Origin of the sequence: Synechococcus sp. Cruz-7E5 (genome assembly GCF_024345995.1) — a bacterium.
Lineage (GTDB): Bacteria > Cyanobacteriota > Cyanobacteriia > PCC-6307 > Cyanobiaceae > Regnicoccus_A.
The window spans coordinates 65,670-87,837 of sequence record NZ_JAGQCE010000011.1 but is presented as its reverse complement, the minus strand read 5'-3'; the positions used below and the strand labels follow the sequence as shown (position 1 = coordinate 87,837).

Genomic DNA, 22,168 nt, shown 5'->3' with positions numbered 1-22,168 from the left:
AGCCCCACCGCCAGGCACCGTCCCTTCGCCCACGTCCCCCATCCTGTTCCGACACCTGTTGCCGCGCCCCACTCCCCCTGGCCTGAGCGGGCCAATGCCCCGCAGGGTCCGCCTGAAGAGGGCTCTGCCGGCCCTGGCCACCGTGCTGCTCACCTCCTCCCTGCAGGCCCTGGGCGCCCTGCCGGCCCTGGCTGCCAGCCAGAGGGTCGGTGTCTGGCTCACCAACAGCCCCAGCCCCCTCTATTACGACCCCAATCTGATCGAGAAGGCTGTGGCCGAACTCGATGCCGCCGGCTTCAACACCCTTTACCCCAACGTCTGGAGCCGGGGGTTCACGTTCCATCGCAGCCGCTACGCGCCGATGGAGCCGAAACTGAAGCAGGTGAATGCCTCCCTTGATCCGATCTGCCGTCTGACAAAGGCCGGTCAGAGACGGGGCATGAAGGTGATCCCCTGGTTCGAGTACGGCCTGATGGAGCCGGCCGATGCCGAAGTGGTGCGCCGCCATCCCGAGTGGGTGCTGCAACGCAGCGACGGCTCCACCCTCTACGCCATGCATGGGGCCAACCTCAAGACTTCGCCGCTCAAGGATCTGCGGGTCTGGCTGAATCCGGCCCATCCCGGCGTGCGCGAGCGGGTGATCGGGCTGATCGGTGAGATCGTCGAGCGTTGCGGTGTCGACGGGATCCAGCTCGATGACCACTTCGCCTGGCCGGTGGAGCTCGGCTACGACGCCCATACCCGCGCCCTGTTCCGCCAGGACAAGGGTCGCGAACCCCCCCGCGACTACAACAACCGGGAGTGGATGACCTGGCGGCGCCAGCAGCTCACAGGATTGCTGCGCGAATTGCGCGCCAGGATGAAGAAGGAACGCAGCAGCGCTGTGATCAGCCACTCCCCCGGACCCTTCCGTTTCGCCTACAACCACTGGCTGCAGGACTGGGAGATCTGGGCTCTGGGGGAGCTGGTGGATGAACTGGTGGTCCAGAACTACGCCCACTCCGTGGCCGGGTTCACCAAGGACCTAGACCAGGCCGCGCTGGTTAAGGCCCGGCGTTGGGGCATGCCTGTGCAGATCGGCGTGCTGGCGGGCTTTGGGGGCCGTACCACCTCCTCAGCGGTGCTGGAGAAGAAGGTGGAGCAGGTGGCCAGGCGTGGCCTGGGAGTGATCTACTTCTACTGGGAAGGGCTGTGGGGAACCTATGGGGGGCCGGAAGGGGCGAGTGCGCGTCGTTCCTCCTTCCAGCGACTGCACGGGGCCCTCTACCCGGATCCTTACCCGCGCAGCTCCCGCCCCAGGCTCTGATCCAGCACCTCCCGGGTGTTGGCCGAGAGCTCAACGGCCGCGAGCTGCTCCATCGCCTCCCGCATCCGCTCCCCCCGCTCGGGCGCATAGCTCTGCCAGCGGCTGAACACCTTGGTCATCCTCGAAGCGGTGATCGGATTGCGCTGGTCGAGCCGGGCGATCTGATCGGCCATGAAGCGGTAACCGCTGCCATCGGCGGCATGGAACACCGGTGTGTTGGCCACCAAGCCGCCAAGCACGGCCCGCACGGAGTTCGGAGCTGCCGGGTCGTAGCGCGGATGCGCCAGCAGGGCCTCCACCCGCTTGAGCCCATCAGGGAAGGGGGCGGAGGCCTCCAGGCTGAACCAGGCATCAAGGATCACCGGTCTTGCCTGCCAGCGCTCGTAGAAGGCCGCCATCGCCCGCTCCCGCTCGGGCCCTTGCAGGGGTTGCAACGCCCGCAGCCCGGCCCTCGCGAGGGTCATCGAGGGACCCTCCACTGCAGCGGCGGCCTCGGCCATCACCGCCCCATCGCCGGCGGCAGCACGCCAGGACCAGACCAGTCCTGTGATCTGGCGATCGCCGACACCCTCGGGCCAGGGGAGCCGCCACTGGGGGCGACAGCGCTCGAGGCAACCGCTGAGGGGATCGGCGAGGGCCTCGCCGAAGCGGGTCTGCAGTGCCCTGATCGCCAGGTACAGCGCTGGGGGATCCGGCTGAGCGGTGGCTGCCTCCAGTTCGGCCAGCCCCGGCATTGTCAGCAGGGCACAGCGGTTGCCGTCGCTGAGAGTGCCCTCAAGCAGTATCCGCTTGAACGCCGCCACCAGCCCATCTTCGAGGGCCTCATCTGAGGCTCCTGCCGCTCGGCGCAGCAGCGCCTGAGACAGCAGTATCTGGCCGGCATCCCAACGGGCCAGCGGTTCACCATCACTGCTGAGCAGATGCAGCAGTTCCTCGTGCGGGCGATCGAACTCCAGCTGCACCGGAGCGGAGAAGCAGCGCAACAAGGACAGGGCCGGCGGATGGCTGTGGGGCTCGAAGCCCTCGAATACCACGGTCTGCTCGGCTTGATCGATCACGAGCAGCCGCGTCAGTGGCCCCCAGGCATGGTCGAGGCTGACGGCCTGAGCGGTGGCGGTGGTTTCGCCTGGGTGTTGCAGCAGCAAGGGTTCGCCGGCCTGGTCCACCGCCCCAAGCGCCAGCGGGATCACCAGTGGCAGCTTTTCGGGCTGGCCCGGGGAAGGCGGGGTGTACTGGCGGATGCTCAGAGACAGGCGGCCCTGATCCCCGTCCCAGAGGCGCTGCACCTCCAGTCGCGGCGTTCCCGCCTGGTGGTACCAGCGGCGGAACTGTTCGAAGCAGAACTTGCTGGCGGCGGTCTTTGTGTCATCGCTTGCTGTCTCGGCAGCATCCTGCATGGCCTGAACGAAGTCGTCGCAGGTGGCGGCGGTGCCGTCATGACGCTGCACATAGGTGGCCATGCCGCGCATGAAGGTGTCCGGACCGAGCAGGGTCTGCAGCATGCGGATCACCTCCGCACCCTTTTCATAGATCGTGGTGGTGTAGAAGTTGTCGATCGCCTGGTAATGATCCGGTTGCACCGGGTGGGCAGTGGGGCCTGCATCTTCGCGGAACTGGGTATTGCGCAGCATCGCCACATCTTCGATCCGTTTCAGCGACGGGGCATGCAGATCCGCCGTGAAGCACTGATCTCTGAAGACGGTGAGTCCCTCCTTGAGTGAAAGTTGGAACCAGTCGCGGCAAGTTATGCGATTGCCCGTCCAGTTGTGAAAATATTCATGGGCAATCACGCTCTCGATCCTCTCCAGTTCGGCATCGGTGGCCGTGGCTGCATCGGCGAGCACCAGCTTGGAATTGAAAATGTTGAGGCTCTTGTTTTCCATCGCGCCCATGTTGAAGTGGCGGACGGCCACGATGTTGTACTCGTCGAGGTCGTATTCCAGCCCATAGACGCGCTCATCCCAGGCCATCGAGCGCTTCAGGGAGGCCATGGCATGGCCTGTGTAGGGCTCATCGCCAGGCTCCACGTGCAGGCGCAGCTGCACCTTGCGGCCACTGGCGGTGGTGAAGCTGTCGCGGACCTCCTCCAGCACCCCAGCCACCAGGGCGAACAGGTAGGAGGGCTTGGGAAACGGGTCGTCCCAGACCACATAGTGACGCTCCTCTTCTCCGGCCAGGGCCGGCAGGCTGCCCTGTTCGATGCAGTTGCCGTTCGAGAGCAGAACAGGAAAGGTGCCGCGCTCGGCCTCGATGCGCACCCGGAACAGGCTGAGCACATCGGGGCGATCGGGGTGGAGGGTGATGCGACGGAACCCCTCCGCTTCGCACTGGGTGGTGACCATGCCTCCGCTGGCGTAGAGCCCCTCGAGGCTGCTGTTGGCACGTGGGTGCAGGCGCACCTCGCTGCTCAGGCGAAACGGCCCCGCAGGAGTGCTCGTGATGATGTAGGCGTCGCCGTCGCGCCCGATCTCGTCGAGCAGCAGGGGCCGGCCATCGAGGCTGATGGAGAGCAGCTCCAACCCTTCACCGCGCAGCACCAGCGGATCTCTGGCTTCGCCATCTGCGGCAAGGGACTCCAGCAACAGGGTGGATTCCACCAGGGCCTCGTCACCGAGAAAGCGCACCGTCAGGTCGGTGCGCTCAAGCCGGTAGGGGAAGGGTCGATAGTCGGCCAGCCGCACGACGCTCATCAGGCCAGGGGGAGAAGATCCCCTGATCCTGGCGCCCCGCTCACCAGGGCAGAGGCCCACGGCCCTGGCCGGCGTTGCATCCCACCTGGGATCCGAGCAGGGCTCCCAGGGGGACCGCCCAGGTGCGGCCGTCTTCGCGGGAGGCGGCATAGCCGAGGCCACCACCGATGACACCACCCACCAGCCGGCCGATAGAGCAGCGCTGCTGCAGGGCCTGGGCTTCCTCCCAGGTGGTGGGCACCGGCTGTCTGTAAGGGGTGCTGCCGTTGGGGAGCTGGCTGGTGAAGTCCCGGCTGTCGTAGTCCTGGTAGGGAGCCGGCGGCCAGTTGCGGACTGGAGTCACGCCATAACCGGCGTTGCGGGAGATCGGGTACCGATCCGTAGGCAGCCGGTAGCCCCATCCATACTCCTGGGCTGAGACTGAGGTGGGCAGCGAAGCGCCGAGGCCACAGAGCCCGGCAGCGAGCAGCATGGGAAGACGGCGAATGAAGACGGTCATGGTGATCAAGCTGGAGGACAGCCCCGAGGGGATGCCATCAGCAAAGCCAACAGGACCGTCTGAATTGCAACTCTGGCTGGGGCCGGATGTGTCCGGATGCGTCCGCTGAGGGGTCAGCGCAGGTGGCCCTTGGGACTACTTGCCGCCCTGCTGCTTGAGGGCATCGTTCACCTTCTTGACCACATCCGGCGGCACCTCCTTGGGACAGAGCTCAACGGCACCGATCACCGCGGAGTTCACCGAGCCGCGCCGCAGCTCCTCAATCGTGAGGGCTTTGGTGCCTACCTGCTGGATCTGACCGTTGTGCTGGCCCATGATCAGCTGGGCGATGGTTTCACCGGCAATGCTGGCTGCCTTGTCGAATTCGACTTTGGCGCCACGGGCAATGCAGACATTGACCGCCGCAATTCTGGTGTACAGCGACATCTCGCTTTCGCTGGCGGGTGCCGCCTGGGCGGGGGCGGCTCCTGCAGCGGCTGGAATGATCAAGGCGGCAGCCAGCAACAGGAACCGGCGGAGGCGGCGTGTGAGGCGCAAGGAGAGCGTGTTCATCAACCTCCATGCTGATGCACAGGGGCGCGAACTTCAATCGGCAGGGAGCGGATCTCCGGGACCCTCCAGCCGGATCTCATGGTGCGTCTCGGTGATATCGAGATCACCGTCCCGCCAGGAGAAAATCGAGCAGGTCCGAAAGCGATCCTGATCGATCAGGCGGATGTGCTGCTGGATGTCCCAGTTCTGATGCTGCGACTCGAAGATCAGTTGATGCTCATCCACCTGGCGAATCTGTGAGCGCATCGGCTGCTCCACGAGATACCCCCTGCTGCGCCGCAGCTGGTGTCCGCAGAGATAGGCGTCAAGGCTCCCCTCTGGCTGATACTGGGGCTTGCGGGCATAGAAGCCGAAATCCTGCTCCGGCTTCCAGCTGAAGCGGTAAGCCGCCTCCCCCTCCACCGGCTGCTCGAACGTTTCAATTCGCAGCAGGAGGTCGAGGCGCAGGGGCTCCTCCTCGTCACGGAAGAAATAGAGGCGCCGGGAGCGCCACAGGCCGAGGTTGCGCGAAAACCACCGCCGCAGGCTGCTGTCCAACTGGATGCGGCTGTCCTGGGGGGTTCGCCTTGCAGGCCCGGACGGGTCCGGCGGCACCCGTTCCGTGGATGGGGTCATGAAGAGCCTGAATCTCAGAGGGACGGTTGACAGGTTCGTCATAGCCAGCTCTCGGCCCAGCGTTCGAAGCCATAAGGTGATCTCCACGATCTCGCCTGCCCCCAAGGTGCCTGAAGCGGGAAACGCTGACTCCGGCACGACTGCCCCGGGCCCACTCTCTGGCAACGCCAAGGGCAGCCTCCCGGCGAAGCGGCGGCCGCTCAAGCTGCTGTTGGTGGCTGCCCCGCACCATCTCGCTTCCGCCGATCTGACCGGGGTCCTGCATTACCTCGAAACCTGCGACTGTGGTTTTGATGTGGCCCTTGAGCTGGCCGACCCGGCCCTGCGTCCTGAGCTGCTGGAGCTGCATCGGTTGGTGGCCACCCCGGCTCTGGTGAAACTGGAGCCGCCTCCTCGCCAGGTGCTGGCCGGGAATGCGGTTCTGGAGCAGCTGAAGGGCTGGCTGCCCCGCTGGCAGCAGCTGGAGGTGGTCAGCGATCTGGGCATGAGTCTGCGGCCCGCCGAAATGGATGGCAGCCGCTCCCAGCGGGAGCTGCAGCTGGAGGATCAGGTGCTGGTGCTGCGTCAGGAGAACGAAACCCTGATCGAACGCCTGCGGGTGCAGGAGCGGCTGCTGCGCATGGTGGCCCATGAGCTGCGCACCCCCCTCACCGTTGCCAAGTTGGCTCTGCAAAGCCTGCAGCTCGGGCACATCAACAACACCCGTTGCCGGGATGTCCTCGACCGCCGCCTCGATGACATCGAGCATCTCTCCAAGGATCTGCTGGAGGTAGGCACCACCCGCTGGGAGGCTCTGTTCAACCCCCAGCGGCTTGACCTGGCGCCAGTGGCCGCGGAGGCGATCCTGGAGCTGGAGAAATTGTGGGTGGGCAGGACGCTGAGCCTGACCACCGACATCCCCGCCGACCTGCCGGATGTGTTCGCGGATCAGCGGCGCATGCGCCAGGTGCTGCTGAACTTGCTGGAGAACGCGCTGAAATTCACCCCCGACGATGGCGAGGTGACCCTTTCGCTGCTGCACCGCACCAGCCAATGGGTGCAGGTGAGTGTCTGCGATACCGGTCCGGGAATTCCCCGCGGCGAGCAGGAGCGGATCTTCCTCGAGCGGGTGCGGCTTCCGCAGACCTCGGGAACGACCTCTGGCTTCGGGGTGGGCCTCTCGGTCTGTCGCCGCATCGTCGAAGTGCATGGCGGGCGAATCTGGGTGGTTTCCGAGCCCGGTGAAGGGGCCTGCTTCCATTTCACCGTTCCGGTGTGGTCAGGGCAGAACTCCCCCGGCCAGGTCTTGCCTTGACGAAGGGACACTCCGACCCGTAGCGTCCAGATAACGGAAACGGCGCCTGAAAACGCTCTTGCTCCGTGGCCTCGCCCCCATCGTCTAGAGGCCTAGGACACCTCCCTTTCACGGAGGCGACAGGGGTTCGAATCCCCTTGGGGGTATCACGATCATTCTTCTTGCGCTCGTCTTTGTATTTAGACTTGGGCAGTCTCAGTTGATCACGCAAATGTTTTAAACTCTGGATCATGTCTGCTCTGCCAGGCATTTCAGAGGCCCTGATGATTGCTGAGATTCCTGAAACGCTTCTGATTCATGTTAATCAGCAGCATTCACTTTAATCTTATTCAGACAATGCTTGTCCGAAGAGATCTTCTGAATAAGAATGTCAAAGGCTGTAAACGAAACTTTGATTTAGTGCGAGCAGACGTGAGTGAGTAACAGCTCAGTTCTGCATTCTTTAGATTGATCTCATCTGAAATCAGGAGGCCCCTAGTAAGATCCCGGCTTGATGTGATTCGCTCAGGATTTGCGGGCGCGGCTCAGGGCTTCCCGTTGCACGGCGCGCAGGTTGGCAGCGAGGTCTTCGCGCAGGCGCTGCTCGATCAGACCTATCGGCATGCCTTGGCGACCCTGCACTGTCAGTTCGTAGAGCAACCGTGATCCTCCGGGTTCGCCGCTGACCTGCCAAGCACCCTCGAAGCGGCGGAAGTCGCCCTCTCGCATGCTGAAACTGAGCAGGCCGTCGTCGTGATGCTCCTGCAGTTCCAGCTCGACGCGGGCGCTGAACCGCAGGCCGCAGAACTGCTGGCAGCCCACCTGCTCCAGCCCGACGGTGTTCCCCCGGCGCCAGAGCAACCGGGAGGTCGAGAGGTTGGGGATGAAGCGGCTGAGGTTCTCGTAATCGGTGAGAACGGCCCAGATCTGCGGGGGAGGAAGCTCTAGGCGCAACTGAACCGCTAGACGCCTGGCCCCCTGCGGCAGTCTCTCCATGTCCTGCTGGATCGTGTCCAGTGAACAGGCTTCCTGGCTGCTGAGCAGGCCCTGGATGGATGGAGTTGTCAGAACCGAAAGTTGCGCCAAGTGAGGGGAACGCCGGATTCGTGGCAAGCCGGATCAACCCAGCCGCCACCAAACCTAACCGCAACACTCGGCAGCTGGTGCGGAAAGGCCAACGGTCTGGGAGGGAGCGATCATTGGCGTTGCCTATGATCGAGCCGATTTTCAGGAGTTTGAGGGTTCATGCGCATCTCGACCGCAGCGCTTCGTCAGTCCGATGCCCGCATGTTCACCCTTGTGGTGGAGGGCCTCAAAGCGGCTGGCACACGCACGGCCGAGCGCTGCTTCACCATCCCTCTCTCTCAGATGCAGGCCACTTTGCGCATGATCAACCAGCAGGGCGGACGCCTGCTCTCGGTCACCCCTGCTGATCAGGCCTCCGCCACTCCCGAGCCCGCCTCGACCGTTGCCAACGCTGCCCCTGCTCCCGTGACTACCCCCGTCAAGCACGAAGCTGTTCCCGTCAATCTCTACAAGCCGAAAGATCCATACATCGGCACCGTTCTCGGAAACTATTCGCTTCTGGCCGAAGGGGCGATCGGCAGGGTCAATCACATCACCTTCGATCTCTCCGAGGGCAACCTTCACTACGTGGAGGGCCAGAGTATCGGCATCATTCCCGATGGGGTCGACAGCAATGGCAAGCCCAACAAGCTTCGCCTCTACTCAATCGCCAGCACCCGCCACGGTGACAACCTCGAAGGCAAGACCGTTTCTCTCTGCGTCCGCCAACTGCAGTATGAAAAGGATGGCGAGACGATAAATGGAGTTTGCTCCACCTTCCTCTGTGACATTGAACCTGGCGCCAAGGTCAAGATCACCGGCCCAGTGGGCAAGGAGATGCTGCTTCCCCCCGACGAAGACGCCAATGTGATAATGCTGGCCACCGGCACCGGCATCGCCCCCATGCGGGCCTACCTGCGCCGCATGTTCGATCCGGGCGAGCGGGCTAAAAACCCCGGCTATCAGTTCCGTGGCAAGGCCTGGCTGATCATGGGTGTTCCCACTACTCCGAACCTGCTATACGAAGACGATCTGCAGAGCTACCTTTCCGAATTCCCCGACAACTTCCGCTACACCAAGGCGATCAGCCGCGAACAGCAGAATCCCAGCGGTGGCCGGATGTACATCCAGGATCGTGTTGCTGAGTACGGCGATGAGATCTTCACCATGATTGAAGACCCCAAGACCCACGTATACATGTGCGGTCTGCGGGGTATGGAACCCGGCATCGATGAAGCGATGAGCAAGGCCGCCGAAAGCAAGGGTCTCAACTGGTCAGAACTTCGTCCCCAGCTCAAGAAGGCCGATCGCTGGCACGTGGAAACCTACTGATCAGGCACCCTGCGGACAGCCCTTTCCGTACAGCTTCAGCCCGCCGTCACGGCGGGCTTTTTTTTGCCGAAATCAGCACAGAGGGGGCCTGCCCATGCCCTTTGCTGGGTGTTCCCCGCTTTCGTGGGTAAACCAGTGTCATCAGCTGCAACTCCATGACCGTCACGCTCACCAATCCACTGAGGGTCGGGCTACGCCAGGAGCGTGTGGTCTCGCCCCAGTGCCTGGTGATTTTCGGGGCGAGCGGGGACCTCACCTCTCGCAAGCTGGTGCCGGCCCTGTTCGAGCTGTTCCGCCAGCGGCGGCTCCCCACCGAGTTCGCCGTGCTGGGCTGCGCCAGGCGCCCCTGGAGCGACGAAGAGTTCCGCAGCCACATGGCCGAAGCCCTCGGCGACCTGATCCATGAGCACCGCGGAGCCTGGGACCAGTTCGCCGCCGGTCTGTTCTATGAGCCGGTGGATCTGCAGCAACCCGAGCACCTGGTGCGCCTGGCCCAGCGGCTCGAGGTGATCGACCGCCACCGGGCGACGCGCAATAACCGCACCTTCTACCTCTCGGTGTCGCCGAAGTTCTACGGCAGTGGTTGCAGCGCCCTGGCCGCCGCTGGCCTGCTCAGTGACCCCGAGCGCAGCAGAGTGGTGATCGAGAAGCCATTCGGCCGCGACTACGGCAGTGCGCAGGAGCTCAACCGGATCGTGCAGACCAGCGCCAAGGAGAGCCAGGTCTTCCGCATCGACCACTATCTCGGCAAGGAGACGGTCCAGAACATCCTCGTGCTCCGCTTCGCCAACACGATCTTCGAGCCGATCTGGAACCGGAACTACATCGCCAGTGTCGAGATCACCGCGGCTGAAACCGTGGGTGTGGAGGAGCGGGCGGGCTACTACGAAAGTTCCGGTGCCCTGAGGGACATGGTGCAGAACCATCTCACCCAGATGCTGGCGCTCACAACGATGGAGGCCCCGGGACGCTTCGATGCGGAGGCGATCCGCAATGAGAAGGCCAAGGTGCTTCAGTCGGCGCGGCTGGCCGATGAGCTTGAACCCTGGAACTGCTGCGTACGCGGCCAGTACGGCCCCGGTGGCACCGCCAGGCGCCCCCTGACCGGCTACCGCCAGGAACCTGGGGTGAATCCCAACAGCACCACGGAAACCTATGTGGCGATGAAGCTGTTCATCGATAACTGGCGCTGGCAGGGGGTGCCCTTCTACCTGCGCACCGGCAAACGCCTGCCCAAGCGCATGAGCGAGGTCGTGCTCACCTTCCGGGAGGCACCGGTGCATCTGTTCGACGCTGCTGGCGGAAGTCCCACCGCCAACCAGCTGATCCTGCGCATCCAGCCCGATGAAGGGGCCGGTTTCCGCTTTGAGGTGAAATCCCCGGGATCGGGGATGCGCAGCCGTCCGGTCGACATGCACTTCTCCTACGACGAATCCTTCGGTGAACCCTCCGACGAGGGCTACGTTCGCTTGCTCGCTGACGCCATGCTGGGAGACCCCACTCTCTTCACCCGCGGCGATGAGGTGGAGGCCGCCTGGCGGCTGTATACCCCATTGCTGGAGCTGATCGAGGACAGCCCCTGGCAGCTGCCCGTCCACCCCTATGAAGCCCGCACCTGGGGCCCCGCCGCTGCCGACAACCTTCTGGGCCGCGATGGCCTGATGTGGCGCCGCCCCTGAGGTGCGCCCCGCTCCGAGCCCAATTCCGATGGCTGCCCCCGGCATTGCCCCTCTCCTAACGAGCCAACCCCATGTCCCCCCAGCTCACCCTTCAGGCCCCCGTGGCCCTGCCACCGCCCGAGCTCACCGACTACCTCGAGAAGCTCTGGAGCCAGGACCTCGAATCCGCCAGCGGGGCCTCCACCTTCACCCTGCTGGTCTGGCAACCGGCCTGGGTGGAGCAGCATCTGGTGCGTACCGGCCGCCTCGACGGCCCCGTCACCGGTGTGGTCCGCACTGAACTTCTGGAGGCCGCGCGGGAGGCCGTGCTCACCTCTGACCTGCCCCTGAGCATCTCCCCCCTCTCGCCCAAGCTCGCCTGGGCCCTGGGTCAGCAGAGCGGTGACCATGCCATCGAAGATCTGCGCGGCCAGCACATTGACGCGGCGATCAGCGCCTTCCAGCCCCGTCGGCTGATCACTCTGGCGCCCACCCTCAACCACGGCCAGCCACTGGAAACCCTGGTTGCTGCCTACTGCCCCCTGCCGGGCGAAGGCTCCACCGCCGCCTGCGGCGATGTGGTGGTGCTGCGGGGCGACTTCGGTGCACTGCAGCAGGGTCTGCAGTTGCTGCAACCTCTCGTGCCCGCTGATCTGCCCTGCTGGGTCTGGTGGAACGGATCCCTGGACGAGGCGCCTGAATTGCTGGATGCTCTCGCTGAACCTGGTCGCCGCCTGGTGATTGACACGGCCCTTGGCACCCCGCGCCGTTGCCTGGACCTGCTGGAGAGCTGCGTGGGCAGCGGTCAGCCCGTGAATGACCTCAACTGGCTGCGGCAGCGCGCCTGGCGGGAATCGCTGGCCATGGTCTTTGACCCCCCCAGCCGCCGTGACGCCCTCAATCACGTCGTGCAGCTCGACATCGACGTCGAAGGCACCCATCCCGTGCAGGGCCTGTTACTGGCCGCCTGGCTGGCTGATCGCCTGGGCTGGCACTGGGTGGAGAGCAACGCCGCCGCCGAGGAGGAGATCCGCGCCGAATTCGAGCGTAACGACGGGATACCCGTTCAATTCCATCTCACACCCGTGCCTGTGGGTGTGCCCAGCAGCCATCCGGGCAGCGTGGTCGGTCTGCGCCTGATCTGCCAACCGCCAGGCAGCCAGCCCCTCTGCGTGATCCTCTGTTCGGAATCGGGCGGTTGCATGCGCCTCGAGGCCGGGGGCATGGCCCGGATGGAGCTGGCCGAGGAGGTGGTGCCGATGGCCCATGCCACTGATGAGTGGGAGATGGCCCGGCTGCTCGGGGGTGGCCACGACTCCACCAATCCCCTGCTGGCCGCCGCGGCGCCGCTGGCTGCCAAACTCCTGCCCAACGCCTGACGGCCTGCGGGTTCGAAGCCATGGCCTGCCTGATCGCCGCCCCCTGCAGCGGCAGCGGCAAGACCCTGCTCAGCCTTGCCCTCAGCGCCCTGCTGCGCCGCAGCCGGGCCAGCGTTCAGGTCTTCAAGGTGGGGCCTGATTACCTCGACCCCCAGCTGCTGGGGCGGGTGAGCGGGCGGCCCTGCCGCAACCTTGACCGCCTGCTCTGCGGCCAGGAGTGGCTGCAACGGGCCTTCCATTGGTGGGGCAGCCAGGCCGACCACTGCCTGGTGGAGGGGGTGATGGGCCTCTTCGATGGCCGGGGGGCCAGCGCCGATGGCAGCTCCGCCGAGGTGGCCAGCCTGCTGGGTCTGCCGGTGGTGCTGGTGGTTGAGGCCAGCCGGCAGGCGGGCTCCCTGGCGGCCATGGTGCGGGGCTTTCGCGATCACCAGCCGGGGCTTGAGCTGGCCGGAGTGGTGCTCAACGGCGTCAGTACCGAACGCCACCGGGCTCTGTTGAGCGAGGCCCTCGCCTCAATCGCCATGCCCCTGCTGGGGGCCTTGCCACGCCACCCCGATCTGAGCCTGCCCTCCCGGCATCTGGGACTGCTGCCTCCCGATGAGCTGCAGGATTTCCAGGCCAGAAGCGAGGAGTGGGCCGCCCTGGCGGAGCGCCACCTGGATCTGGAGCGCCTGCTGCCTCTTCTGGCGCCGCCGCCGCCCCTGAAGGTCGCTGAGGGCAGCGTCCGCGATCCGATCCGCTGGTGCCTGGAGCGCTCAGCCCAGACACCAGCGGATCTGGAGTGCAACGAGCGCGGAGGGGAGTTGCCGATCGCCATCGCCAGCGACGCCGCCTTCCACTTCCGCTATCCCGAAGCCACGGAACTGCTCACGGCTCTGGGTGTGAACGCTCTGCCCTGGCAACCCCTGGCCGATCAGCCCCTGCCCCAGGGGTGTCGGGGGGTGATCCTGCCGGGGGGGTACCCGGAGCTGCATGCCGCTGAGCTGGCCGCCAGCCAGCGCAGCCAGGGCGACCTGAGGCGGGCCGCCGCCGCCGGCCTGCCGATCTACGCCGAGTGCGGCGGCCTGCTGCTGCTTGGCCAGATGCTGGAGGATCCCCTGGGTGAGGCCCACGCCATGGCCGGCCTGCTGCCGTTCAGCGCCAGGCGCGGTTCGTTGCAACTGGGCTATCGCCAGGCCACTCCCCTCGGCGATGGTCTGGTGACCCGCCGCGGTGAGGTGCTCGCTGGCCATGAATTTCACCGCTGGGAACTGAGTGACACAGTCATGGACGGCAGCGAACGGCTGTGGCAGCTTGAAGGCTGGGGTTGGGCACCGCGGCTGGAAGGATGGACGACACCAACAATTCACGCAACCTGGCTGCACCTCCACTGGGCTGGATGTCCGGAGATCTGCCGGCGCCTGCGCGACGCGGCCGCCCAGGCGACTCCTTTCCCCGAGGCAGCGGTGGCAGCCGGGGACGCAGCGCTGGCAGTGCCTCCATTGAGCGCTGGCGCCTCATCGTGAGTGGCCGGGTTCAGGGGGTCGGCTACCGGCAGGCCTTGTGCAGACGTGCGCAGGCCCTTGGCCTGGGCGGTTGGGTGAGGAACCGCTCCGACGGTCGGGTGGAACTGGAGGCGGAAGGATGCAGCCACGACCTTGAGCAGCTCAGGATCTGGTGTGAGTCGGGCCCTGCCGGTGCCCAGGTGAGCAGCGTCAGCGAGTGCATGATTCCGCTCGATGGCCACGACTGGTTTGAGGTGCGTCGTTGAGCCCCGATCTCTCGCCAGCCCCATGACCGATGCCAAACTCTGGGCCGAGCTGCTGACCTACGGCAGCGTCATCAGCCTCAGTCCGATCCACATCGGCCTGCTGCTGTTGCTGCTGCTGGGGCCCGATCCCCTGCGCCGGGGCGGACTGTTTCTGCTGAGCTGGATCCTCACCATCGCCACGATGATGGCCTTGCTGCTGTCGGTTGGACATGGCCTGCTGCTGACCATGGAGCAGGGCAGCGACCACCGCACCGGCCTGGATCTGATCGGCGCCGGGGCTCTGCTGGCCCTGGGTATCAGGGATCTGCTGCCGACCAAGGCCGGCGCAGAAGAACCCGCTGGTTGGATTCGCCAGCTTGATCGCTTCTGCGCCCTGCCACTGCCGCTGCTGATCGGCGTGAGTGTGGCGATCGAGGTGGTCAGCCCCGACGACCTGGTCCTGCTGGCGAAGGGGGCCTCAGCCCTCCTGGCCGCCGGCCTGGGTCGCGGCCAGGAGGTGCTTTTGGCCGGCCTTTTCAGCCTGGCGGCCAGTCTGCTGCTGCTGTTGCCGTTGCTTGGGGTGGCCCTGGGCCGTGAGCGGATGCTGCCACTGCTGCAGCGGGGCAAGCAGAGCCTCTACGCCAATGGTGAGCTGGTGATGGGCACGATCAGTCTGGCCCTGGCGGCCTATCTGGCCTGGCAGGGCATCGAGGGGCTCCAGCTGGCCTAGGTAGCACTGGGATCTTCAGCAAGAGCCTCCTGCCAGCGGCGGCGATCCGCCTCATCGCCGGGTCCTCCTGCCAGCCATACGCCGCGCCGTGCCCTGGTCACGGCCACATAAACCAGCTGGCGACGCAGGCGCAGGTCGGACGGCCAGAAGACATCCCCATCGATGAACACCTCTCCGAACCCACTCCCCTGGGAGCGATGCACGGTGAGCACAGCGGCAGGGCCAAGGGAGGCGAAGGCATCACGCACCAGGAAGTAGCGGCGCCAGAGGGAGCGGCCCCGGTCCTGGCCAGCCTCCCGGGCCTGCCGCCGCAAGGACGCCAGCACGGTTTCCAGCTGCTGCCTGGCGGCGGTTCCAACCGGCGGCAGCAAGCGCAGACTCAGGGGGTTCTCCCCGAAGACCACTTCCACCAGCTGGGTGTCGATCACCGGGGCATCCGCCACGCCGAACTCGGCCAGGTCGCAGCGCTCCGGGGTCACATCCCGCACCAGCAGCTCCCGGTTTGAGGCCAGCACCATGTCAGGCTCCTCTCCCTCTGCGGCCCCCTGGCGGCAGGCCGGCGCCATCACCGCCATGCGGCTGAGCAGCACTTCGCCGGGCAGCACCGGCAGCTGGTCGGCCATGGCGCCATGGATGGCGCGGCGTGCCAGGGGCACCAACCGCTCCAGAGATCGATTTGTGTAGCAGAGGATACGTGCCTCGTCGGGATCGTCGCTTGCGGATGCCCTGCGCAGAGCCGCCTGGGCGGACTCCAGCCAGGCGCTGCGTTCCAGCACCACCACATCCCCCTGGGCCGTCTGTCGTCGGGGACCCACCGGCGGTAATCGGCAAGGAAGCTGCTCCTGGCGCAGAGCGGTGGCCAGGCGCAACACGGGTCCCTGGTGGCGCACCACCTCGCTGAGATCGGCGCGGCAGGCCCGTTGCAGCGCGAACACCGGGCTGCTCGCTTCCCCCACTGGCGGCAACTGGGCCGGATCCCCCACGAACACCAGGCGGGTGCCGTAGGGATGGGCCCCCTGCAGGCTGAAGCGCAGCAGGCTGCCGTCCACCATCGAGGCCTCATCGATCAGCACCAGCCCCAGGTGCTCCAGGGCCAGGGCGGTCTGATCGGTCTCCTCGCAGACCTCGCGCCCCCCCTGGCGGCGCAGCTTCAACCGCAGCAGCCGGTGCAGGGTGGAGGGGTGCCAGGTGGGGCGCAGTCCCGCCCGCTCCAGATATCCCCGCAACACCCCGACAGCCTTGTGGGTCGGGGCCACCGCGGTCCAGCAGAGACCCCTGGCTTCTGCCGCGGCCAGGAAGACCATTGAGAGGAAGGTCTTGCCGGTGCCGGCATAGCCGCTGAGCACGAAGGGCTCATCCCGGGCTGGTCGCGCCAGCCATGCCGTGAAGGTGTCCACGGCGCGGCTCTGGGAGAGGGTGAGCTCCAGGGGGGCAGCGGGTGCGCTGTCGTTCAGGCCAGGGGCAGCCAACCCCACCCCTGGGCGATCTGCAGCGGGGATCCGGCCAGGGCCAGCCCCGTCAGGGCGATCGCCGGGCCGATCAGGCTGCCGGCCAGCACCTCCAAGCGGGTGTGGCCGAGGCTTTCTTTGAGGCGGTTGAGCGGTGCCGTGGCGGCCGCTGGCTGTGGCCGTGGCTCGGGCGTCCAGAGGGAGGCTGGCAGGGAGTTGAGGCGGGCGGCCTGCAGACCCGCGGCCCGGCGTACGCCGCTGGCGTCGTACATCACGATGAAGGCGATGGTGCAGGCGAAGGCGAACAGAGGATCAGCGAAGCCCAGCTCCCAGCCGATGCCGGCGCAGGCTCCTGTGACCAGGGCCGAGTGGCTGGAGGGCATGCCACCGGTTTCGAACAGCACAGCCGGCCGCCAACGGCCATGCTCCACCAGTTCCACCAGCAACTTGCCGAGCTGGGCCAGACCACAGGCAATCAGAGCCCAGGCCAGTACTCCGTTGTCGAGCAACTGAATCAGGGGACCAGCCGAGAAGGGAGAACCGATCATCGGTCGCGGCTCGTGATGTAGTCGGCCAGAGCGAGCAGAGGCTGGGCATTGGCCTGCCAGGGCTGGAGGGCAGCCTTTGCCTCTGCCACCAGGGCTTCGGCCCGTTGCCTCGATTCCTCCAGCCCAAGAAGTTTGGGGTAGGTGGTCTTATCGGCGGTGAGGTCCTTGCCTGCTGTCTTGCCCAGCACTTCGCTGCTGGCAGTCAGATCAAGGATGTCGTCGATGATCTGAAAGGCCAGACCAATGCCCCGGGAGTAGGTGCGCAGCCCCTGCAGCAGGGGTTCTGAGGCCCCGGCGATCATGGCCCCGGTGAGCACGCAGGCCTGCAGCAGGGCGCCGGTCTTGTGCAGATGGATGTACTCCAGGGTGTCAAGGTCCACGTCCTTGCCCTCCGATTCCAGGTCGACCACCTGACCGCCCACCAGCCCCGGAGCTCCGGCGGAGAGGGACAGTTCACCGACCACCTGCAGCAGACGCTCCGCCGGCACGCCTGGGCTGCGCAGGGCAACCATCTCGAAGGCTCGGGTCAGCAGGGCATCACCGGCGAGGATCGCCTGGGCCTCGCCATAGACCTTGTGGTTGGTGGGACGCCCCCGCCGCAGGTCGTCGTTGTCCATGGCGGGGAGATCGTCGTGGATCAACGACATGGTGTGGATCATCTCCAGCGCCACAGCTGTGGGCAGGGCCAGGGCCACCTCGCCGCCGGCCAGCTCACAGGCCGCCAGACAAAGGATCGGACGCAGGCGCTTGCCACCGGCCAACAGCGAATAGCGCATCGCTTCCCGGAGGGACTCCGGCCGCTCCGGCCCCAGAGCCACCTCAAGGGCCAGTTCCACCTGCCCCCGGGCCGACTCCAGGTAGGCGGCGAAATCAAATTCCGTGCTCACCGCCACGGCCATGGATACCAGCGCGCTGGCGGGGATTCTCTCAGGCCACCGGTCCGGCAGTGGCTCAAGGCAGCAGATCCGCCAAAGGATTGTCAGCAGAACCTGGGCCCGGATCCCCCCCCTCCGTCCGCCTCCACCAGCTCACCACGGTGTTAACCAGCAGCATCGTCACCGTCATGGGCCCCACACCACCCGGCACGGGTGTGATGGCGCTGGCCAGCGGCTCCACCTCCTCGAAACGGACATCACCGCAGAGGCCCCCATCCAGGCGGTGAATTCCCACATCCACCACCACCGCCCCGGGGCTCACATGCTCGGCGCCCACCAGGCGCGGCCGACCGGCGGCTACCACCAGAATTTCTGCCTGGCGGGTGAGACCGGCCAGGTCGGTGGTGCGGGAATGGGCCACGCTCACGGTGGCATCAGCGGCCTGCAGCATCAGGGCCATCGGCTGACCCACCAGAATGCTGCGCCCCACCACCACGGCCCGGCGGCCGGCGGGATCGATCCCATGGCGGGCCAGCAGGGCCATCACACCCGCCGGTGTGCAGCTCCGGGGGCCCGGCTCTCCCTTGAGCAGCCGGCCTAGGTTGAGGGTGTGCAGTCCATCGGCGTCCTTGGCCGGATCGATCGCCGCCAGCAGGGGTGCTTCCTCCATACCTGCCGGCAGGGGCAGTTGCAGCAGGATTCCATCCACCGCCGGTTCATTGTTGAGTGCCGTGATCGCGGCCAGCAGTTCTGCCGGAGCGATGTCAGAGCCCAGGTGCTCCACCACGCTGTGGATGCCCACCCGGGCACAGGCCTTGACCTTGTTGGCCACGTAGACGCCACTGGCGGGATCATCTCCCACCCGCAGCACTGCCAGACCGGGTGCGCGGCTGGCCCGCTCAAGCCTGTCGCAGATGACTGCGCGCAGGCGATTCTCCAGCTCGGCCGCCAGTTGGCGGCCATCGAGGCGAAGGGCCATCGGTTCATGCTTGCAGTCAGTCCCAGCATGCAGTGGAGCGTGCGCAGGCGCCCTGGCTAGCGTTTGGTCTCAGGCAATGGTGAAGGTGCTGCGACAGGGTCGCCTCAAGAACATCTGGCGGCAGCTGTTGCGGCAGGAAAGCCCTTGCCAGGCCCTCTGCTCCTGGCGTCGGCTCGACTGGGCTGCGATCCTGCTGGCCTGTGCGCTGGTGGCCCTGATCTCCAGCTGGCCCTGGCTGGTGGAGCCGAGCCTGCGGCCGGGCATTCCCGCACCGATCAGCGTCAGTGCCCCCAAGGACGCCACCGTCATCAACAGCGAGGCCCTGGAGCAGCGTCGCTCTCAGCTGGGGACCCGGACCCAAGTGCAGGTGGTGGATCTGGAGGCAAACAGGGTGCTGCAGGAGCGGCTGGAGCGCCAGCTGCTGGAGCTGGATCAGGTGTCGCGCAGCAGCCAGACCCGTGTTGGACCCCTAAACCTCAGCTCCCTGGAGCAGACCTGGCTGGTGGGCCGCGACCCGAAGGATCTCAACAGCTGGAAGCTGGCTCTGCGCAAGGCGCAGCAACGCATGCTCAGCCAGGGGATCGTGGGCAACCTCGCCAAGCGCCAGCTGGAGCAGGCCGCCCGCCTTCAGCTTTCGCCGATGGAGGAACCCGGACTGAGCCTGGGTGGGCGCCTGTTGGCCACGAACCTGCAGGGGCGCACCAATCTGCGCACCGACACGCTGATGAGCCAGCAGCTGATCGAGGAGCTGCTCAGCCAGCAAGGCATTCCCAGGATCGTGGTCAAGAAGGGAGATCTGATTGCCCGCCGCGGGGAACCGATCAGTCCGCAGGCCTACGACGTGCTCGATTATTTCGGGATGGTGAACCGCAGGCCGCTGCTCTGGGCCTGGATGGGCTACTCGATCGAAGCCCTGGCCGGCTGCATCGTGATGGTGCTGATCATGCGGAGATGGCGCTGCAGCCTGGAGCCACGCCACGCCCTGCTGGCCCTGGCGATGCTGGCTGTGGTGCAGGGTTTCAAGCTCTGGCTGGGAAACGCCGCCAGCCCGCTGGCTCTGCTGGTGCCCCCCACTCTGCTGTTGGCCCAGGCCATGGGAACTCCGGCAGGCCTGGCCTGGCTGGCGGTGGCCAGCCTGCTCTGGCCCCAGCCGCTGGATGATTTCAGCGAAATCCGTCTGCTGGTGGCGGCCCTGGTGGCGCTGGCTGCAGCGCTGCTGGCCGGACGCCAGCGCAGCCGGGCTCAGCTTGTGCAGCTGGCAACCCTGCTGCCGGTCGGTGCCCTTGTGCTGCAGTGGCTAGTGCTGCAGAGCGTGGCCCTCTGGCATGGACGCACCCAGGTGCTCCCCAGCGGCACTGAACTGGCCGCCGAGGCCCTGCTGATGGGGGGGCTGCTGATGGGGGTCCTGCTGCTTGGCCCTCTGGTGGAGAGCTTCTTCGGGCTCCTGACGCGGGCTTGCCTGCTGGAGATGGCCGATCTGGAACGTCCGCTGTTGCGCCGCCTCTCCACCGAGGCCCCGGGTACCTTCGAGCACACCCTGATGATCTGCGGTCTGGCCGAGGAGGGTGCCCGGGCTATCGGTGCCGACGTGGACCTGATCCGCACAGGTTCGCTCTATCACGATGTGGGCAAATTGCATGCGCCCCAGTGGTTCATCGAGAACCAGTCCGAGGGGCCCAACCCCCACGATCAGCTCGATGATCCCTTCGGCAGTGCCAAGGTTCTGCAGGCCCACGTGGATGAGGGCCTCAAGCTGGCGCGGAAGTACCGCCTGCCCCGCCCCCTCGAAGACTTCATTCCCGAGCACCAGGGCACCCTGCGGATGGGCTATTTCTTTCACCAGGCGCGCGAGCGCGATCCCTCCACTCCGGAATCCGCTTTTCGCTACCGCGGCCCCACTCCCCAGAGCCGGGAAACGGGGATCCTGATGCTTGCCGACGGCTGCGAGGCCGCCCTGCGCTCTCTGCCTCCGGGCACGTCGGAGCAGGGGGCTGCGGCGATGGTTCGGCGCCTGATCGATGCTCGGCGGCTCGATGGACAGCTCCGAGACAGCGGCATCAGCCGTGGCGAACTGGAGCTGGTGATCCGCGCCTTCGTGAAGGTGTGGCGGCGTATGCGCCACCGCCGCATTCCTTACCCGATTCCGGCGCGCAAGGCCTACAGCGCCTGAGCTGGCGAACAGGAATCCATATCGCCAGGCATTTCTCCCCTCTGCCTGCGGCCCCTGAACTGCCCCGGGGGGAGCGATAGGGTCCCTCCAGGCAGGACGGCCCATGGTTTTTTCTCCAGCGCAACCCCTGGCGGCCCTTGGCCCCCACGGCAAACTCGGTGTGATGGTCTGCGGCCATGGCAGCCGCAATCGACTTGCCGTGGGCGAGTTCGCTCAGCTGGCCGAGGGGTTGCGCACCCTTCTGCCGGGCGTTCCAGTCGACTACGGCTATCTGGAATTCGCCCGCCCGATCCTGCGTGATGGCCTTGACAATCTGCGGGCCCAAGGCGTGGAGCACGTGCTGGCGGTGCCGGGAATGCTGTTCGCAGCCGGTCATGCCAAGAACGACATCCCCTCGGTGCTCAACACCTATGCGGCCGAAACCGGCCTGCGCATCGATTACGGACGGGAGCTGGGGATCGACCGCAAGATGATCCAGGCTGCGGCCGCCCGGATCTCCGCCTGTCTGGAACAGGCGGGCCCCTCCGTAGCCCTGCACGACACATTGCTGGTGGTGGTTGGACGCGGTTCATCCGATCCCGATGCCAACTCCAACGTCAGCAAGGTGACGCGGATGCTTGTGGAGGGCATGGGCTTCGGCTGGGGGGAGACGCTGTACTCCGGGGTCACCTTCCCGCTGGTCGAGCCGGGCCTGCGCCATGCGATCAAGCTGGGCTTCCGACGCATCGTCGTCTTTCCGTACTTCCTCTTCTCGGGGGTGCTGGTGAGCCGGATCCAGCAGCACAGCCAACGGGTGGCGGCCGATCACCCTGAGATCGAGTTCCTTTCAGCCAGTTACCTGGGGGATCACCCACTGGTGCTTGACACTTTCCGTGAGCGGGTGGAAGAGGTGATCCGGGGGGACACGCAGATGAACTGTTCCCTGTGCAAGTACCGGGCCCAGGTGCTGGGTTTCGAGAGTGAGGTGGGGGCTCCCCAGCGCAGCCACCACCACCACGTGGAGGGCTTGGTGGAGAGCTGCACTCTCTGCGAGCGGGAGTGCACCGGCGCCTGCCAGCCCGACGGGGTGCCGATTCCCCTGAGTCACAGCAGCGGGCACGAAGACCACGCCCACAGCCATGACCACAGCCATGACCACAGCCATGGCCCAGCAGGTCATGCCCACACCCACGCGCCCTATCCCCAGGCGGACCATCCGCTTGGCCCCCGCAGCCTGGGAGTGGCTGGCTCACCTGTCTCGATCCCAGCCGAGTCGCAGGAGACACGTTAGGCATCAGCCCTGCTGATGCATCAACGATTTCCCCAGGTCAAGGGGGTTTT

General features: G+C 66.1%; 19 protein-coding genes and 1 tRNA gene. 11 read left to right on the top strand and 9 right to left on the bottom strand.

Going from position 1 to position 22,168, the window contains the following annotated elements; translation table 11 throughout:
* Positions 1-94 precede the first annotated feature (94 nt).
* Positions 95-1,306, top strand: coding sequence for a glycoside hydrolase family 10 protein (locus tag KBY77_RS12265; RefSeq protein WP_255104822.1), 1,212 nt, complete (start codon positions 95-97; stop codon positions 1,304-1,306).
* Here KBY77_RS12265 and pepN read toward each other — a convergent pair.
* From pepN to KBY77_RS12245, 4 genes are all read right to left on the bottom strand, one after another.
* Entirely contained in the window at positions 1,276-3,996 is a 2,721-nt protein-coding gene (gene pepN, locus KBY77_RS12260) for an aminopeptidase N (protein ID WP_255104820.1), read from the bottom strand. The genes KBY77_RS12265 and pepN overlap by 31 nt on opposite strands.
* A gap of 40 nt (positions 3,997-4,036) precedes the next feature.
* Positions 4,037-4,495, bottom strand: coding sequence for a hypothetical protein (locus KBY77_RS12255; protein WP_255104817.1), 459 nt, complete (start codon positions 4,493-4,495; stop codon positions 4,037-4,039).
* Positions 4,496-4,630: 135 nt separating this feature from the next.
* Positions 4,631-5,047 carry a cAMP phosphodiesterase gene (locus KBY77_RS12250; RefSeq protein ID WP_255104814.1) on the bottom strand — a complete coding sequence of 139 codons (417 nt, stop codon included), beginning with the start codon at positions 5,045-5,047 and terminating at the stop codon, positions 4,631-4,633.
* A gap of 33 nt (positions 5,048-5,080) precedes the next feature.
* Positions 5,081-5,662 carry a hypothetical protein gene (locus tag KBY77_RS12245; protein ID WP_255104811.1) on the bottom strand — a complete coding sequence of 194 codons (582 nt, stop codon included), beginning with the start codon at positions 5,660-5,662 and terminating at the stop codon, positions 5,081-5,083.
* Positions 5,663-5,768: 106 nt separating this feature from the next.
* Here KBY77_RS12245 and KBY77_RS12240 point away from each other — a divergent pair, with 106 nt between their 5' ends.
* Positions 5,769-6,956 (top strand): histidine kinase, encoded by a 1,188-nt coding sequence (locus KBY77_RS12240; protein ID WP_399212798.1) that lies wholly within the window; start codon positions 5,769-5,771, stop codon positions 6,954-6,956.
* Between the two features lie 73 nt (positions 6,957-7,029).
* A tRNA-Glu gene (locus KBY77_RS12235) sits at positions 7,030-7,102 on the top strand.
* Between the two features lie 358 nt (positions 7,103-7,460).
* Here the strand turns inward: KBY77_RS12235 and KBY77_RS12230 are convergent.
* Positions 7,461-7,931 (bottom strand): SRPBCC family protein, encoded by a 471-nt coding sequence (locus tag KBY77_RS12230; RefSeq protein ID WP_255104808.1) that lies wholly within the window; start codon positions 7,929-7,931, stop codon positions 7,461-7,463.
* 249 nt (positions 7,932-8,180) lie between these two features.
* Between KBY77_RS12230 and KBY77_RS12225 the strand changes: the two genes are divergently transcribed.
* The 6 genes from KBY77_RS12225 (at position 8,181) to KBY77_RS12200 (ending at position 14,828) form a co-directional block, all read left to right on the top strand.
* Complete coding sequence (locus tag KBY77_RS12225) at positions 8,181-9,332, top strand: phycobilisome linker polypeptide (protein ID WP_255104805.1); 1,152 nt, start codon at positions 8,181-8,183, stop codon at positions 9,330-9,332.
* A 155-nt stretch (positions 9,333-9,487) separates the two neighbouring features.
* Positions 9,488-11,011: a glucose-6-phosphate dehydrogenase gene (gene zwf / locus KBY77_RS12220; RefSeq protein WP_255104802.1), complete on the top strand. Its 1,524-nt coding sequence runs from the start codon at positions 9,488-9,490 to the stop codon at positions 11,009-11,011.
* Positions 11,012-11,082: 71 nt separating this feature from the next.
* Complete coding sequence (locus KBY77_RS12215) at positions 11,083-12,369, top strand: glucose-6-phosphate dehydrogenase assembly protein OpcA (RefSeq protein ID WP_255104800.1); 1,287 nt, start codon at positions 11,083-11,085, stop codon at positions 12,367-12,369.
* Positions 12,370-12,389: 20 nt separating this feature from the next.
* Positions 12,390-13,874, top strand: a complete 1,485-nt coding sequence (locus tag KBY77_RS12210) for a cobyrinate a,c-diamide synthase (RefSeq protein ID WP_255104798.1) — start codon at positions 12,390-12,392, stop codon at positions 13,872-13,874.
* A complete protein-coding gene (locus tag KBY77_RS12205) occupies positions 13,871-14,119 on the top strand; it encodes an acylphosphatase (protein ID WP_255104795.1) in 249 nt (82 codons plus the stop codon). Before KBY77_RS12210 ends, KBY77_RS12205 begins: the two co-directional genes overlap by 4 nt.
* A gap of 22 nt (positions 14,120-14,141) precedes the next feature.
* Complete coding sequence (locus KBY77_RS12200) at positions 14,142-14,828, top strand: GAP family protein (protein ID WP_255104792.1); 687 nt, start codon at positions 14,142-14,144, stop codon at positions 14,826-14,828.
* Here the strand turns inward: KBY77_RS12200 and KBY77_RS12195 are convergent.
* Genes KBY77_RS12195 through folD form a run of 4 tightly spaced genes read right to left on the bottom strand, consistent with a single transcriptional unit; the run spans position 14,825 to position 18,678 of the window.
* Positions 14,825-16,297, bottom strand: coding sequence for an AAA family ATPase (locus tag KBY77_RS12195; protein WP_255104789.1), 1,473 nt, complete (start codon positions 16,295-16,297; stop codon positions 14,825-14,827). The two genes, KBY77_RS12200 and KBY77_RS12195, sit on opposite strands and share 4 nt — an antisense overlap.
* The gene (locus KBY77_RS12190) at positions 16,279-16,824 is read right to left on the bottom strand and encodes a divergent PAP2 family protein (RefSeq protein ID WP_255093469.1); all 546 of its coding nucleotides are present in this window, start codon (positions 16,822-16,824) and stop codon (positions 16,279-16,281) included. The genes KBY77_RS12195 and KBY77_RS12190 overlap by 19 nt, the downstream gene beginning before the upstream one ends.
* Entirely contained in the window at positions 16,821-17,723 is a 903-nt protein-coding gene (gene crtE, locus KBY77_RS12185) for a geranylgeranyl diphosphate synthase CrtE (protein ID WP_255104787.1), read from the bottom strand. The genes KBY77_RS12190 and crtE overlap by 4 nt, the downstream gene beginning before the upstream one ends.
* Positions 17,724-17,775: 52 nt before the next feature.
* Positions 17,776-18,678, bottom strand: a complete 903-nt coding sequence (gene folD, locus KBY77_RS12180) for a bifunctional methylenetetrahydrofolate dehydrogenase/methenyltetrahydrofolate cyclohydrolase FolD (protein WP_255104785.1) — start codon at positions 18,676-18,678, stop codon at positions 17,776-17,778.
* A 76-nt stretch (positions 18,679-18,754) separates the two neighbouring features.
* Between folD and KBY77_RS12175 the strand changes: the two genes are divergently transcribed.
* Together KBY77_RS12175 and KBY77_RS12170 are read left to right on the top strand one after the other, a co-directional pair.
* Entirely contained in the window at positions 18,755-20,848 is a 2,094-nt protein-coding gene (locus KBY77_RS12175) for an HDIG domain-containing metalloprotein (protein WP_255104783.1), read from the top strand.
* Positions 20,849-20,951: 103 nt separating this feature from the next.
* Positions 20,952-22,118, top strand: coding sequence for a sirohydrochlorin chelatase (locus tag KBY77_RS12170; RefSeq protein WP_255104781.1), 1,167 nt, complete (start codon positions 20,952-20,954; stop codon positions 22,116-22,118).
* Positions 22,119-22,168: the final 50 nt, after the last annotated feature.

Excerpts from the sequence above, each read along its gene's own strand:
- folD (WP_255104785.1), bottom strand. The coding sequence starts at position 18,678 with ATGGCCCTTCGCCTCGATGGCCGCCAACTGGCGGCCGAGCTGGAGAAT.
- KBY77_RS12225 (WP_255104805.1), top strand. The coding sequence starts at position 8,181 with ATGCGCATCTCGACCGCAGCGCTTCGTCAGTCCGATGCCCGCATGTTC.
- crtE (WP_255104787.1), bottom strand. The coding sequence starts at position 17,723 with ATGGCCGTGGCGGTGAGCACGGAATTTGATTTCGCCGCCTACCTGGAG.
- KBY77_RS12245 (WP_255104811.1), bottom strand. The coding sequence starts at position 5,662 with ATGACCCCATCCACGGAACGGGTGCCGCCGGACCCGTCCGGGCCTGCA.
- KBY77_RS12215 (WP_255104800.1), top strand. The coding sequence starts at position 11,083 with ATGTCCCCCCAGCTCACCCTTCAGGCCCCCGTGGCCCTGCCACCGCCC.
- KBY77_RS12200 (WP_255104792.1), top strand. The coding sequence starts at position 14,142 with ATGACCGATGCCAAACTCTGGGCCGAGCTGCTGACCTACGGCAGCGTC.
- KBY77_RS12250 (WP_255104814.1), bottom strand. The coding sequence starts at position 5,047 with ATGAACACGCTCTCCTTGCGCCTCACACGCCGCCTCCGCCGGTTCCTG.
- KBY77_RS12190 (WP_255093469.1), bottom strand. The coding sequence starts at position 16,824 with ATGATCGGTTCTCCCTTCTCGGCTGGTCCCCTGATTCAGTTGCTCGAC.
- KBY77_RS12170 (WP_255104781.1), top strand. The coding sequence starts at position 20,952 with ATGGTTTTTTCTCCAGCGCAACCCCTGGCGGCCCTTGGCCCCCACGGC.
- KBY77_RS12175 (WP_255104783.1), top strand. The coding sequence starts at position 18,755 with ATGGTGAAGGTGCTGCGACAGGGTCGCCTCAAGAACATCTGGCGGCAG.
- KBY77_RS12230 (WP_255104808.1), bottom strand. The coding sequence starts at position 7,931 with ATGGAGAGACTGCCGCAGGGGGCCAGGCGTCTAGCGGTTCAGTTGCGC.
- KBY77_RS12255 (WP_255104817.1), bottom strand. The coding sequence starts at position 4,495 with ATGACCGTCTTCATTCGCCGTCTTCCCATGCTGCTCGCTGCCGGGCTC.
- KBY77_RS12265 (WP_255104822.1), top strand. The coding sequence starts at position 95 with ATGCCCCGCAGGGTCCGCCTGAAGAGGGCTCTGCCGGCCCTGGCCACC.
- zwf (WP_255104802.1), top strand. The coding sequence starts at position 9,488 with ATGACCGTCACGCTCACCAATCCACTGAGGGTCGGGCTACGCCAGGAG.
- pepN (WP_255104820.1), bottom strand. The coding sequence starts at position 3,996 with ATGAGCGTCGTGCGGCTGGCCGACTATCGACCCTTCCCCTACCGGCTT.
- KBY77_RS12210 (WP_255104798.1), top strand. The coding sequence starts at position 12,390 with ATGGCCTGCCTGATCGCCGCCCCCTGCAGCGGCAGCGGCAAGACCCTG.